The sequence below is a fragment of the Desulfoluna spongiiphila genome, from assembly GCF_900101345.1.
GTDB classification, from domain to species: domain Bacteria; phylum Desulfobacterota; class Desulfobacteria; order Desulfobacterales; family Desulfolunaceae; genus Desulfoluna; species Desulfoluna spongiiphila.
Genome location: NZ_FMUX01000020.1, coordinates 1 through 13275 on the forward strand (window position 1 = coordinate 1; position 13275 = coordinate 13275).

At 56.0% G+C, this 13275-nt stretch carries 11 protein-coding genes and 4 tRNA genes; 14 read left to right on the top strand and 1 reads right to left on the bottom strand.

Annotation, left to right across the window (positions count from 1 at the left end; translation table 11 throughout):
* The first annotated feature begins 107 nt into the window (after positions 1–107).
* The 13 genes from BLQ12_RS21025 to BLQ12_RS21090 all read left to right on the top strand — a co-directional run bounded on the left by BLQ12_RS21025 (position 108) and on the right by BLQ12_RS21090 (position 9108).
* Positions 108–392 carry a GIY-YIG nuclease family protein gene (locus BLQ12_RS21025; RefSeq protein WP_092213823.1) on the top strand — a complete coding sequence of 95 codons (285 nt, stop codon included), beginning with the start codon at positions 108–110 and terminating at the stop codon, positions 390–392.
* A 678-nt stretch (positions 393–1070) separates the two neighbouring features.
* Positions 1071–2285 (top strand): argininosuccinate synthase, encoded by a 1215-nt coding sequence (locus BLQ12_RS21035; RefSeq protein WP_367888796.1) that lies wholly within the window; start codon positions 1071–1073, stop codon positions 2283–2285.
* 5 nt (positions 2286–2290) lie between these two features.
* Positions 2291–3679 (top strand): argininosuccinate lyase, encoded by a 1389-nt coding sequence (gene argH, locus BLQ12_RS21040; RefSeq protein ID WP_092213827.1) that lies wholly within the window; start codon positions 2291–2293, stop codon positions 3677–3679.
* A 2-nt stretch (positions 3680–3681) separates the two neighbouring features.
* On the top strand, positions 3682–4137 hold the full coding sequence (locus BLQ12_RS21045; protein ID WP_092213829.1) for a fibronectin type III domain-containing protein: 456 nt from the start codon (positions 3682–3684) through the stop codon (positions 4135–4137).
* A 101-nt stretch (positions 4138–4238) separates the two neighbouring features.
* On the top strand, positions 4239–4739 hold the full coding sequence (folK, locus tag BLQ12_RS21050) for a 2-amino-4-hydroxy-6-hydroxymethyldihydropteridine diphosphokinase (RefSeq protein ID WP_152004017.1): 501 nt from the start codon (positions 4239–4241) through the stop codon (positions 4737–4739).
* A gap of 3 nt (positions 4740–4742) precedes the next feature.
* Positions 4743–5000, top strand: coding sequence for a hypothetical protein (locus tag BLQ12_RS21055; RefSeq protein ID WP_092213833.1), 258 nt, complete (start codon positions 4743–4745; stop codon positions 4998–5000).
* Between the two features lie 43 nt (positions 5001–5043).
* Positions 5044–5691, top strand: a complete 648-nt coding sequence (gene fsa / locus BLQ12_RS21060; protein ID WP_092213835.1) for a fructose-6-phosphate aldolase — start codon at positions 5044–5046, stop codon at positions 5689–5691.
* Between the two features lie 214 nt (positions 5692–5905).
* The gene (gene pgsA, locus BLQ12_RS21065; RefSeq protein WP_092213837.1) at positions 5906–6457 is read left to right on the top strand and encodes a CDP-diacylglycerol--glycerol-3-phosphate 3-phosphatidyltransferase; all 552 of its coding nucleotides are present in this window, start codon (positions 5906–5908) and stop codon (positions 6455–6457) included.
* A 59-nt stretch (positions 6458–6516) separates the two neighbouring features.
* A tRNA-Gly gene (locus BLQ12_RS21070) sits at positions 6517–6591 on the top strand.
* A 7-nt stretch (positions 6592–6598) separates the two neighbouring features.
* Positions 6599–6673 (top strand) — tRNA-Cys (locus tag BLQ12_RS21075).
* 1345 nt (positions 6674–8018) lie between these two features.
* Positions 8019–8681 carry a flavodoxin family protein gene (locus BLQ12_RS21080; protein WP_092213838.1) on the top strand — a complete coding sequence of 221 codons (663 nt, stop codon included), beginning with the start codon at positions 8019–8021 and terminating at the stop codon, positions 8679–8681.
* A 269-nt stretch (positions 8682–8950) separates the two neighbouring features.
* A tRNA-Gly gene (locus BLQ12_RS21085) sits at positions 8951–9025 on the top strand.
* Between the two features lie 8 nt (positions 9026–9033).
* Positions 9034–9108 (top strand) — tRNA-Cys (locus BLQ12_RS21090).
* 622 nt (positions 9109–9730) lie between these two features.
* Here BLQ12_RS21090 and BLQ12_RS21095 read toward each other — a convergent pair.
* Positions 9731–10876, bottom strand: a complete 1146-nt coding sequence (locus BLQ12_RS21095) for a TetR family transcriptional regulator (protein ID WP_092213840.1) — start codon at positions 10874–10876, stop codon at positions 9731–9733.
* Between the two features lie 428 nt (positions 10877–11304).
* Here BLQ12_RS21095 and BLQ12_RS21100 point away from each other — a divergent pair, with 428 nt between their 5' ends.
* On the top strand, positions 11305–13005 hold the full coding sequence (locus BLQ12_RS21100) for an acyl-CoA dehydrogenase family protein (protein WP_092213842.1): 1701 nt from the start codon (positions 11305–11307) through the stop codon (positions 13003–13005).
* The last annotated feature ends 270 nt before the right edge of the window (positions 13006–13275 follow it).

Sequence of the window (13275 nt, forward strand, 5' to 3'; positions counted from 1 at the left end):
GTCTTCCCCGCGAAGGCGGGGACCCATGTTGGTAGGGCGACAGTTGAAGCGTTTTGAACTGCTCTGTGATGTGACCCCGAGCATGGCGATGGGGTAGGGGGCTCGGCATGACGCCGTGTGTGTACATCCTTGCAAGTGGGAAGAATGGGACCCTGTACATTGGGGTAACCTCCGATCTGGTTCAGAGAATCTGGCAGCACAAAGAGGATTTTGTGGATGGTTTTACGTCCAGGCACAAAATTCATGCTCTTGTATGGTATGAAGTGCATGAAACCATGGAGAGTGCCATCACACGGGAAAAGAGGTTAAAGAAGTGGAATCGGGCGTGGAAAATTTCTCTTATTGAGGCGATGAATCCTCAGTGGCTTGATTTGTATGGAAGTATTCTTTGACGGTGTCGGTTGCTTTGCGACGCCCTTATCTTTTGTGTTTCCCACGCATGTTGGGACCATTGTTTGGGCGAGATTCGATTTGTATAGCGACGTGTTGGTGGAGTGATCCGATTATGGATCCCAGGTCATTTGGCTCTCTTTGCTTTGGAGCGGAACGTATGCCAGGGGGTTTCGGATTGTAAAACAGGCCGAAGAACCGGGGATGACGACTTGGAGGGCCAAAAAGGCCTTGTCTTCCGTCTTCCCCGCGCATGCGGGGATCCATGGTGGGGGGGCACAGTCTTTGGGCTGTGCTTCGCTACTTCTGGGGTCCAGTGGTTTTACCCCGGCAATCGCTTCACTATCCCTGGATTTGCCTGTTGCATCCTTTTATTGCGTGGTGTTAATAAGGGGCGGGGCTCTGTGGCAGGATGCGAGTTGTCACATCCGGGCGATTGCCGTTAACGTGATGGCCATTTTGTACAATGAGTTGAGTCCTTCTGTCTTGTTTCAGGGGAACTCTTTATACGTTATAGTTTAATAAATGTAAGTTGCGTTCGTAAGACCCGAAGATCAGACATGACCGTTCTTCCCTCTGCGCCATTGGGAGATGCGGGGACGTCGTGCACCGTTTGAACGTAGTAGACATCGGTGCCTGGATCTTTGTACGAAGCCAACAAAAATGCCCAGGGGGTTATTGTGTCTGATATCAAAAAAGTGGTCCTTGCCTACTCCGGCGGACTCGATACATCTGTTATTCTGAAGTGGCTCATCGAGACCTATGACTGTGAAGTGGTGACCTTCTCCGCTGACCTGGGTCAGGAAGAGGAGCTGGACGGCCTCGATGAAAAAGCAAAAAAAACCGGTGCCGTGAAAGCCTACATCGACGACCTTCGTGAAGAGTTCGTCCGTGATTACATTTTTCCCGCCTTCCGCGCCAACGCCATTTACGAAGGCCAGTACCTCCTCGGCACCTCCATCGCGCGGCCCCTCATCGCCAAGCGCCAGATGGAGATCGCCCGCATGGAAGGGGCCGACGCCGTCAGCCACGGTGCCACCGGCAAGGGCAACGACCAGGTGCGCTTTGAGCTGAGCTACCTTGCCATCGATCCCGGCATCAAGATCATCGCCCCCTGGCGCGACTGGGACCTGAACTCCCGCACCGTGCTCATGGAGTTTGCCAAAAAGCACGGCATCGAAGTGCCCCAGACGCCTAAAAAACCCTACAGCACCGACCGCAACATGCTGCACATCAGCTATGAAGGCGGCGTTCTGGAAGATCCCTGGGCTTCTGCCACCGATGAGATGTACACCATGAGTGTGCGTCCCGAAGACGCCCCGGACACCCCGGAAGAGATCGAGATCACCTTTCGCAAGGGCAACCCCGTGGCCATCAACGGGGTGGAGATGAGCCCTGCGGTTCTGTTCAAGGAGCTCAACACCCTGGGCGGGCGCCACGGCATCGGCCGCATCGACCTGGTTGAGAACCGTTTCGTGGGCATGAAATCCCGCGGTGTGTACGAGACCCCGGGAGGAACCCTCCTGCGTCATGCCCACATGACCATGGAGTCCATCACCCTGGACCGCGAGGTTGCTCACCTGCGCGACTCTCTCATCCCCAAATATGCCGAGCTGATCTACAACGGCTTCTGGTTCTCCCCTGAGATGCGCATGCTCCAGAACACCATCGACCAGAGCCAGGAGTTCGTCAACGGCGTGGTTCGCCTGAAGCTCTACAAGGGCAACTCTTACGTGCTGGGTCGCAAGTCCGACGACACCCTATACAGTGAGGCCTTTGCCACCTTCGAAGGGGACGAGGTCTACACCCAGAAGGACGCCGAAGGCTTTATCCGACTGAACGCCCTGAGGCTTCGTATTCAGAAAATGGCGGGCCGAAAGCTGGGGGGAGAATAAAACCGATGAGCGCAAAACTCTGGGCAGGCCGTTTCTCCATGGGGACCGACAAAGCGGTGGAGGCCTTTACCTCCTCCATCCTCGTGGACAAGCGCCTCTACGCCCATGACATTCAGGGGAGCATCGCCCACTCCAAGATGATGGCCAAGCAGGGCATCATCGAAGAGGAAGAGGCAGAGCTCATGGAAAAAGGGCTCCTTGAAGTGAAGGCGGATATTGAAAACGGCAGCTTCGTGTACGACGATGCCCTGGAAGATATCCACATGCACATCGAGTCCGCCTTAACCGAAAAGATCGGGGACACCGCCAGAAAGCTCCACACAGGCCGAAGCCGAAACGATCAGGTGGCGCTGGACACCCGGCTCTACCTTCGGGACGAGACCCGGGTGGTCATCGACGGCCTCAAGACCCTTCGGGGCGTCATCGTGGCCCTGGCGGAAAAGCAGTTCGGGGTGGTGATGCCGGGGTACACCCATCTCCAGCGCGCCCAGCCCGTTCTTTTTTCCCATCACATGATGGCCTACTACGAGATGTTTTCCCGGGATCAGGAGCGCTTCGAAGACGCCCTGACCCGCATCAACGTGATGCCTCTGGGGGCGGCGGCCCTGGCCGGGACCACTTATCCCATTGATCGCCACTATGTTGCCGAACTCCTTGATTTTCCCAAGGTCTCCGCCAACAGCATGGACACCGTGGCCGACCGCGACTTCATCATGGAGTTTCTCTCGGCGGCCTCCATTGCCATGGTGCATTTTTCAAGGTTCTCCGAAGAGCTGATCCTCTGGTCCGCCTCCGAGTACCATTTCATAGAAATCTCCGATGCCTTCACCACGGGCAGCAGCATCATGCCCCAGAAGAAGAACCCGGATATCCCCGAGCTGGTGCGCGGCAAGGCCGGGCGGGTCATCGGCAGCCTCATGGCCATCATCACCCAGGTGAAGGGGCTTCCCATGGCCTACAACAGGGACCTGCAGGAAGACAAGCCGCCCCTCTTCGACGGGGTGGACACCCTCAAGGCCGTCATTGACATCTATGTCCGCATGCTGCCCAACATCAAGGTGATGGCCGATGTCACCCGTCTTTCCACGGAAACGGGTTTCTTGAACGCCACCGACCTGGCCGATTACCTTGCCACCAAGGGCATGCCCTTCCGGGAAGCCCACAGCGTGGCCGGCAAGGCCGTGGCTTTCGCTCTGGACAAGGGCGTAGAGCTCGGAGACCTGTCGGCTGACGAGATGAAGGGGTTCTCTGAGCTCATCGAACCGGATATTTTTGACTTTCTCACCACCGATGCCATGGTGGAGAGGCGCACCTCCTTCGGCGGCACCGCGCCGTCGCGGGTGCGCAAAGCCATGGACCAGGCCATTGCCGATCTCGGCGGAAGGATTTCATAGCCATGATGCGGGGAGACAGGTGGACAGGTGGATGGGTGCGCAGGGTGTGTCTGCTGTGCGCGTTGATTCTGGTATGCGCGGCCTGCGGCCGCAAGGCCCCTCCGGTGCCTCCCCGGTTTGACGGGTTGACGCCTCCTGCGGGCGTCACCGCCCGGGTTCAGGGAGAGGCGATTATCGTGACCTGGTCCGATCCGCCCCTTTCCGAGGGGCGCCTGGTAACCGGGTACCGCATTTATTCCTCCACCCTGAACGAAGGGGAAGGGGTGTGCGAGGGCTGCCCCGTCCGGTTTGAAAAGATCGGGGATGCAGGTTCCGGAGAGCGTCGTTTCAGGCTGGATGTGTCGCCGGGCACGCGCTATCTCATTGAGGTGAGGGCCACGGCCGAAGGCGGCTACGTCAGTGAACCCTCCAGACGTGTTGAAGTGGATCTGAGAGGGGCGCTCTCGCCAACGAGCTGAATGCCCCGGTTTATCCAAGCATATGACCTCAGGTGGTGCCGCCTATGCGTACAGGCAAAGGCGGCGCTGCCGTTTGGTCACTTCAAACAGGAAATGGCGCGATGATGCACGACGTGTTTCTTTGTCTCGGGTCCAACATGGGGGATCGCAAGGCGTATTTTGACAGGGCGCTTCATGAAATCGAGTCGCGCGGCATTGCCCGCCTTGTCACGGTCTCTCCCCTGTACCGAACCTCTCCGGTGGACTACACGGATCAGGCGTGGTTCTTAAACGGCGCCGCCCGTGTGGAGACCTCCCTTTCACCCCGGGAGCTCCTTGCACAGCTCAAGCAGGTGGAGTCGGATCTGGGGCGTGATGCCGGGGGCGTACGCTTCGGGCCAAGGCCCATAGACATCGATATCCTGTTGTATGACGACCTTGTCACCAGCGACGATGTGTTGACCATTCCCCATCCGCGCATGGATAAAAGGGCTTTTGTCCTTACTCCCCTTTGTGATATAGATTCTGAGATTATTCACCCGGATACAAACAAAAAAATGCAAACACTCCTCTCTGAGATCGACGATGCATCCCAGGAGGTGATTCCATACTCAAAGGAGTAGCCCGTGTTAAAGGTTCTGATTATCCTGGCTATCATCTATTTCGGTTACCGGCACTTGAAGAACAAGATGCTCGGAGACATGGGAGCAGGTGGCGGTCAAAACGGGACGCGGCAGGGTCATGCCGACGATGTGATGGTCCAGGACCCGGAGTGCGGGGTCTATTTTCCTTTGCGTGAAGGGGTGCCCGGGATGGTGAACGGGGAAACCTTAAATTTCTGTTCGACAACGTGCCGTGACGCGTATCTGAAAAAGCACAGCTGATTTTCCACTTCTCACGTCCCATTGGGATTCGAAAGGAGGCAGCATGAAGTTCTTCATCGATACAGCGAATGTGGACGAAATTCGAGATGCAGTCAGTATGGGGATGGCAGACGGGGTGACCACCAACCCCTCCCTCATGGCCCGGGAAGGGGGAGAGCCCGTGGCTCTTCTCAAGGACATTACCTCCATTGTGGCAGGTCCCGTCAGTGCGGAGGTGATCAGTCTTGATGTCGACGGCATGGTTCAGGAGGCCAGGAGCCTTGCTGTGATTGCCGAGAACATCGTGGTGAAGATCCCCATGACCGTGGACGGCTTAAAGGCGGTTCGTACCCTGTCGGCGGAGGGCATCCGCACCAATGTCACCCTTGTTTTTTCCCCTCTTCAGGCGCTCATGGCTGCTAAGGCCGGGGCCAATTACGTGAGCCCATTTGTGGGTCGTCTTGATGATCTGGCCCAGGAGGGCATGCCCCTGGTGGAGCAGATCGGGCAGATATTTATCAATTACGAGTTTCCCGTCGAGATTATTGTGGCAAGTATCCGCAACCCCATGCATGTTCTGGATGCGGCCCTGGTGGGGGCACATATTGCCACGATTCCCCATGCCGTTCTTGCCAAGCTGGCGTCCCATCCATTGACGGACAAAGGCATTGAGATGTTTATGGCGGACTGGCAGCGGGTGCATGGAAATTGACCGGGGATGTCACACGCACCGTAATACAAGATCACTGTTTTTTTTGAATTGTTGTACTATTTGGGGGGAAGAGGGGAGCCATCGCTTCAGGCGATGGGTTCCCGGAAGATGAAAAGAGAAGCGCGGTGTTGCAAGCAGCAGGCCGCAGGATGAATGAACCGACAGGTGATCGCCTTACGCGCGACCTGTAGATTGGGATTTGGGCAGTATATTTATGAGAAACACAATCAAGCACCCCAACAACCTGACACTCCTACGCATGGCTTCCGTGCCGTTGATCGTTGTCCTTCTGTTGTTTTCCGGAAGCCGCATGGCGACAATTCTGGCGGCCCTGATATTTTCCGCCGCATCCATTACGGATTACCTGGATGGGTTTCTTGCCCGAAAGTGGGGCCTTGAGTCCACCTTCGGCAAGGTGATGGATCCTCTGGCCGATAAGCTCCTTGTGGGGTGCTCCCTGATCATGATGAGTTCCATCGGGTGGATTCCCGGGTGGGTGGTGTGCGTCATCATCGGTCGTGAGCTTGCCATTACCGGGCTTCGCAGCATTATCGTGGAGGGGGGCGAAGACGTCTCCGCCTCCAAACTGGGCAAGTACAAAACCGGATTTCAGATTGCCGCCATTATTCCGCTCCTGATCCATTTCAGCTACTTCGGAATCGATTTTCATGCCATCGGGATGTTTTTTCTCTGGTGCGCACTTCTCCTTACCGTCTGGTCCGGCGCGGACTACTTTTTCCGCTTTAGAAAACTTCTGACCATGTAAAGTTTTTCGTTGACACCAAGCGGCTCAACGGTTAAAACACACAGGTCTTCGGGCACTGAGCGGGAATAACTCAGTGGTAGAGTGCAACCTTGCCAAGGTTGACGTCGCGAGTTCAAATCTCGTTTCCCGCTCCACAATTTCGGCGGCTTGGCCAAGTGGTAAGGCGACGGCCTGCAAAGCCGTTATTCTCCGGTTCGAATCCGGAAGCCGCCTCCAAAAAGAAAAAAAGCGATTGGCCCACCGGGTTAATCGCTTTTTTGCTTTTTGGGCCGGACGAAGTCCGGCGCGGCTTGCGCAGCAAGATGCCAGCCGGCAGCCCCGGAGGGGCAACCCGCCCCCGATTAGCCGAATCCACACTATTCTAATTCCACTGGGTCATTGCTTTTTGGGCAAGGCTTGCCCCCACAAGCCTTCAGGCGGCACCAGGCGCAGCCCGGACCCCGCCTCCGCCTCCGCCTCCGCCTCCGCCTCCGCCTCCGCCTCCGCGTCACGGATCCCTATCTCTCTTGATTTTTCCAGCCGGTCCAAGGCTTTTTCCTCTTGGGCATGGTACAGTCATGCAAGGCTTACCCCGCAAGCCTTCAGGCGGCACCGGCGCAGCCGGAACCCGCTTTCGGGTTACCGAGGCTTTCTCTTCTTGACGTCACGCTGCTCCTAACCTCGTTGAGCGAATCAAGCGCAGCCTGCAACCGGAACCCGCCTCCGCGTCACGGCTCCCCATCTATCTTGATTTTTTCAGCCGGTCCAAGGCCTTTTGTTTTTGGGTATGCCGCACGAACCTGCCTCCAAATTGCCAACGCTTTCTCACCTTGACGTTACGCAGATCCTATCTCGTTGGGTGAATCAGGCCCGCAGCCGCAGCCACAGTCCGTTTTGAGATTACCGATACCCAATCATGAGCCTCCCTCTCGTCAATTTTAAGCGTTTTTTCCGTGCGCAAGCGCACCCCCTCCCCCGTTTAATCCCGTCACGCCCGCAGCCACGCATCACCCCCCCCCCCCCCGTGAGCTTGCGCACCATTGCCCTTGTAAAAACGGCCTTGATTATCATTTGGGCCACCAGTTTTTTTACACCATCGTCTGAACCTCCGTAATCGGACAGGAATTGATAACACCTTACAAAAGGCCGACAGCCCGTAGGGTGAACTCTGTGCACCGTTTTTATGCCATTCAACGCGACAACTATCCTGGCACAGGGGGAACGTTTTGATTTTACCGAAGCCTTCGGGGGATGACAGGCTTTCGTTTTGGTGCACAGAGTGCACCCTACGATCTGGGCCTTCACGGGGTGTGGGGTTGTCCTGCTGGGTCGTCACGCGGGCAATACGGGCTGGAATCGATGACACCGTAACAAAAGGCCGGATGTGAGGTCGGGTGTGCTTGCGCCCCGCCACATGCCGTGGGTCACGCGTGAGCCCGTAGGGTTCGCCGGGGAATCCGAACAGCTCTTGGTGTGCAAGGTCGATAATTCTTTACAGGGAGATAGAAACCCGTGTAACCAAAAGGGGAACGATTTTTGTCTGTTCGTGTGGCGCACGTCATCCCAACGAAGGAGGTTTTTCATGAAAGTGCTTGGTGTCTCCGGTTCTCCCATTAAAAACAGCAACACCGACCGCGCTGTGCATGCCTTGCTGGCGGCCACCGGTCTTGATACAGAGTTTGTAAAGCTTTCGGATTACACGGTCGAGCCGTGCCGGGCGTGTCTGGGCTGTGTGAAGACCAATGTCTGTGTGGTCAAGGACGACGGCGTGGCTCTGGCCCAGAAGGCCAGGGAATGCGATGCCATTGTCATTGCGGGATTCACCCCTTACAGCACCCTTGATTCAAGGACCAAGGCCTTTATTGAGCGCATGTACCCGCTCCGACACCGCAACAATCTCATGGCGGGGAAACTGGGCGCTGTGGTGATGACGTCTGCCGTGCCGCACGATGCTCCCGGGGCGCCCCCTGTGTGCGACATGGGCATTCAGGCCGTCACCAACTACATGCAGGAAGAGGGCATAGAGTTTGTGGGGGCCGTAAAGATCACGGGCAATGTGCCCTGCGTGCGCTGCGGGTTCGGCGATGAGTGCCGGAAATCCGGGATCACCATGATCTACGGGCCGGAGGCAACGGTGGACTCCGTGGGGATCAAGAGTTTCGAAAAACAGCCCCTCTCCTTTGAATCGGCCGAAGACCTGGGCAGGGAAATTGCCAGGCGGTTGACAAAAGGCGTTGAGTCTTAGGGCGGGCTGCCCTTTACTTTGCGCCTTTTCCGGCAATTCGTCCGGGGGTGAGTTCCTGGCCCTGGATTGCGCAGGACGGCCTTTCGGCAGGGCCTGCGCATATTTTATTTGAAATGCCCGAAACGAGTCGCTGGCGTCAACATGTCGTGCTCGTTACCCATTTTGACGCGGGCCTTTTATATATGGGGTGAGGCTTTCATATGGCTCCATCTTATCTGTTGACATCGGGCCTCTCTCCGGTTAAATACTTCCTCGCCTTCGGGCATTGAGCGGGAATAACTCAGTGGTAGAGTGCAACCTTGCCAAGGTTGACGTCGCGAGTTCAAATCTCGTTTCCCGCTCCACCGATTTCGGCGGCTTGGCCAAGTGGTAAGGCGACGGCCTGCAAAGCCGTTATTCTCCAGTTCGAATCTGGAAGCCGCCTCCAAAACACAAAAAAGCCATTGACCCACAGGGTCAATGGCTTTTTTGTGTTTTGGGCCGGACGAAGTCCGGCAAGGCTTGCCCCGCAAGCCTTCAGGCGGCACCGGCGCAGCCGGACCCCGCCTCCAGGCTACCGAATATTCCAACTCTAAGGTGCCCCGTATCCCCAGTCTCATGGGTTTGCCCAGGCCTCAGCCCGGAACCCGCCTCCAGGTTACCGACTTCTCCAATTCCAAAGTGCCGCGCGGCCCCCATGGCGTGGCTCACAGGTCCCAGGCTATAACCCGCACCCGCCCCACACAGTTGCCGAGGCCACCTCTCCTCAATCTATCCACAGGGTCAATGGTTTTTCGCATTGTGGGCCGAACAAAGTCCGGCAAGGCTTACGTAGCAAGTCTTCAGGCGGCACCGCCGCAGCCGGAACCCGCCTCCAGATTACCCGATTCTCCAATTCTACAGTGCCCCATTCGTAAGGGGTCCGTTTGCCTCGTACCCCGGTATCCCCGCATCCGTTATTGCATCCATACACATACCGCATACGCCCGATGGCCTGAAGGACGCTTCGTGGTGCCGTTCTCCCCCTTGGGCGTTTTGTTTGCCTGACCCCTGATTCTTTGAATAAGGTTTTACGCTTTTTTTATGCTGCGAACGTTCCTTATTTGAACGGTGTACGCCCCCAATTCGGTGGCTCCTGAGAGTTCATGGTCGGGATCCACGGAGAGGTTTCCGGTTTTTCCGGCATCCGTTCGGATATGGGCTGTGGTGCACTGTTTGTCGTGGGTGAGGGTGAGGGTGGAGAGGCTCTCAAAGGCCACTTCAAGGGTCCCTGCGCCGACGGAGCCCGTGAGGTGGGGCGCTCCGTTGCAAGAGAGGGATCGGATCACCATGGTTTCGCCGGAGCAAAGGGTCAGGGCAAACGGTTTCTGCTGAAGGGTGGGGGCCGATGACGATGCCAGGGCGTGCCGGAGGAACTCTTCGATGAAGTCAAAACCCTCTTCGATGGTGTAGCGATCATCCATGAGGAGGCGATGGCCGAAGATTTCGTTGATGCCAAGGAGAAGGTAGGCGGCAAGGTCCGTGTCCAGAGGGCGGACCTGGCCCTTGGCGATGGCCTGGTCCAGGTCTTTACGTAAGGGGGTGGCCACAGACTTCAGGCATTCCGACGCCTTTTCGGCAAGGTGGCTGTCGTCTCCGCCCAGGACCAGTTTGGTGTGATTCAGCATGCCGATGTAGCTGTGAAAGGAGCCGAGCATGGCGTTGCCCCGTTTCCTGAGCCGGGTGATGTAGTCGGTTTCCCGTTTCACTTCATTCCAGGTTTCCCGTGTGACCATGATCTTCGGGAGGCGTTCCAGGCAGTGGAGAAAGAGCTCCTCCTTGGAGGTGAAGTAGCGGTAAAAGGTGCCGTTTCCCATGTGCAGGGCGTCGGTGATGTCGCTGATTTTGGTTTTGTCGTAGTGCTTTCGGGAGAAGAGGGCAAGGGCCGTGTCGATGATCTGGTTTCGAATGCTGGACCCGTCTTCTTCGGTGCTGTCGGCTTCGCTGCGGAGTCTTGTTTTGATGTCTGCAAGGGAAAGCTTTTCTTTTTCCCGCAGGCCACGGATGGTTTTAAGGCGCGCAAGGTGGCTTTCATTGAAGATGGCCTTGGTGGGGCCTCTGCGAACCGGGGGATGAAGGATTCCGCTTCTCAGGTACTCGTAGAGGGTGGAGATGCTGAGTCCGCTTTGCTTGGCGAGCTGGGGAAGTTTCATTCCGGTTTGGGTGGCATCATTCATGAACGGCTCCGACCTGGGTCAGGTATGGGGGTCTCCTTGCAGCGGGCAGACCTTAGGGGGTGCTGCAAGACAATCTGTCTGCGAGGCGTTGTCTTGTGGCCTATGGCCTGTGCCTCCAAAGTTGTGACGGCATGAAAAACATGTGTCCCGATTTTGGCGACTATAGCACAGGATGGTGACGGGTCAAAACAATCCGTAGGAACTGATTGGGGAGTCCATTATTGTTGGTAGTAGCTAATGATATCCTTGAATGTGTATAAAGTTATCGGAGCTTGACATTGTTTAGTAGCGCAGGTATGAAATCATAATATATGATTCATGGTTCAGAAATTATGGAGAGAAGGGGCTGTTTCGGCAGGCATCTGACGGGCAGTTCCATAACCTGGTGTTTTTGCAGGCTTGGGTCTGTGATGTAAGGAGGAGAGACAATGTTGCTTCTGAATCCCCAGAAATTCGATCGGAAATACGCAGACGAGAAGACCCGGAATATGATGGCAAAGACCATCGAGTTCCTTGAAAACAAGGGCTTGAAGTCCTTGAAAAAAGATTGGCATGAAAAAGCCTGGAACTACGAGTTCGTCAAGTTTATGAAAGAAGAGAAGGTGCTGGCCACCCTCATGACCCCCACCGGATACGGGGCAGACGATTCCCGCTGGGATACCTTTCGAAACTCTGAATTCGCCGAAATTTCCGGTTTTTACGGTATTACCTACTGGTACACCTTTCAGGTGAGCATGCTCGGTCTGGGGCCCATTTTTCTTGGCGCCAATGAAGAGATAAAGCACAAGACGGCCAAGCTCCTGGAAGAGGGCGGTGTCTTTGCCTTCGGCCTTTCTGAAAAAGAGCATGGCGCAGATATCTACTCCTCCGACATGATGCTCACCCCCAACGGTGACGGAACGTATAAGGCCAACGGTGATAAGTACTACATCGGAAACGGCAACGAAGCTTCCATCGTCTCTACCTTTGCCAAGATGAGCGATACCGGTGAGTATGTCTGGTTTGGTGTGGACTCCAAGCACAAGAATTACGAACTGATAAAAAACACGGTCAACGAGCAGAATTACGTCTCTGAGTACGCCCTCCACGACTACCCCATCACCGAAGGGGATATCATGGAGAAGGGTGCCAAGGCCTGGGACAACATGCTCAATACCATCAATATCTGTAAGTTCAACCTTGGCTGGGGCTCCATCGGCATGTGTACCCATGCGATGTATGAGGCCATCGACCACGCAGCCAACCGGTATGTCTACGGTAAATACGTCACCGATTTTCCCCACGTCAAGCGCCTGTTCACCGACGCCTACGCCCGTCTCGTAGCCATGAAGCTCTTCGCCGAGCGTGCCCGGGATTACATGCGCAGTGCCTCCGAAACCGATCGTCGCTACCTGCTCTTCAACCCCATGGTGAAGATGAAGGTTACCTGCCAGGGTGAGGAGGTGACCAACCTCCTTTGGGATGTCATCGCCGCCAAAGGGTTTGAAAAAGAACCCTTCTTTGAAGTCGTCGCCCACGAAATCCGCATGCTTCCCAAGCTGGAAGGAACCGTTCACGTGAACATGGCCCTTATCGTCAAGTTCATGCAGAACTACTTCTTCAACCCCGGGGAGTTCCCCGAGGTGCCCATGCGGACCGACGCGGCAAACGATGACTTCCTCTTTGACCAGGGCCCCACCAAAGGCCTCGGCAAGGTTCAGTTCCACGACTATTCCATCGCCTACGACAGCGTGGATCTTCCCAACGTCAACGTTTTCAAGGAGCAGATCGCCACCTTCAAGGAATTCCTCATGAAGGCGACGCCGGACAAGGATCAGGCCCGCGACATTGACTATCTCCTTGCGGTGGGCGATATTTTCACCCTTGTTGCCTACGGCCAGCTCATCCTTGAAGCCAGCCCGTTCTTCGACGACGTGGAGGATGATCTCATTGAGGAGATTTTTGACTTCATGGTCCGTGACTTTGCCAAGTATGCCGTGACCCTTCACGGCAAGCCCAGCAACAGCGACGCCCAGAAGGACTACTGCCTGAAGATGGTGAAGAGCCCTGTTGCCAACCCCGAGAGATTCAACAAGGTCTGGACCGAGCAGGTGTATGCCATGAAGGATCAGTACAAGATGAACGACTAATGTTCGTTTCATCCGGCTTGTCCGGCTGACGATCAGAAATATAGAGAGCGGGCTGCGCACGAAGGTGGGCAGCCCGTTTTTTTGTTTGCCCGGCAAAACCGCATACCACCGCGCCCGGCCCAGCCACCCAGTCTATTTGAGAGAAAGCAGTGACACCCCATCCGAGAAAAACTTGGTCCGGATCGTAAGGCGTTTCAGCACAGGAGGGGCTGAAGAAAGCCATAGGAAGTAAACGGGGAATACCGAAATGGAAAACGAATCTGGTACAGT

Bases quoted from the DNA above. Each gene is read 5' to 3' on its own strand.
- pgsA (WP_092213837.1), top strand. From the start codon at position 5,906: ATGAGAAACACAATCAAGCACCCCAACAACCTGACACTCCTACGCATG.
- BLQ12_RS21045 (WP_092213829.1), top strand. From the start codon at position 3,682: ATGATGCGGGGAGACAGGTGGACAGGTGGATGGGTGCGCAGGGTGTGT.
- argH (WP_092213827.1), top strand. From the start codon at position 2,291: ATGAGCGCAAAACTCTGGGCAGGCCGTTTCTCCATGGGGACCGACAAA.
- fsa (WP_092213835.1), top strand. From the start codon at position 5,044: ATGAAGTTCTTCATCGATACAGCGAATGTGGACGAAATTCGAGATGCA.
- folK (WP_152004017.1), top strand. From the start codon at position 4,239: ATGATGCACGACGTGTTTCTTTGTCTCGGGTCCAACATGGGGGATCGC.
- BLQ12_RS21080 (WP_092213838.1), top strand. From the start codon at position 8,019: ATGAAAGTGCTTGGTGTCTCCGGTTCTCCCATTAAAAACAGCAACACC.
- BLQ12_RS21025 (WP_092213823.1), top strand. From the start codon at position 108: ATGACGCCGTGTGTGTACATCCTTGCAAGTGGGAAGAATGGGACCCTG.
- BLQ12_RS21100 (WP_092213842.1), top strand. From the start codon at position 11,305: ATGTTGCTTCTGAATCCCCAGAAATTCGATCGGAAATACGCAGACGAG.
- BLQ12_RS21095 (WP_092213840.1), bottom strand. From the start codon at position 10,876: ATGAATGATGCCACCCAAACCGGAATGAAACTTCCCCAGCTCGCCAAG.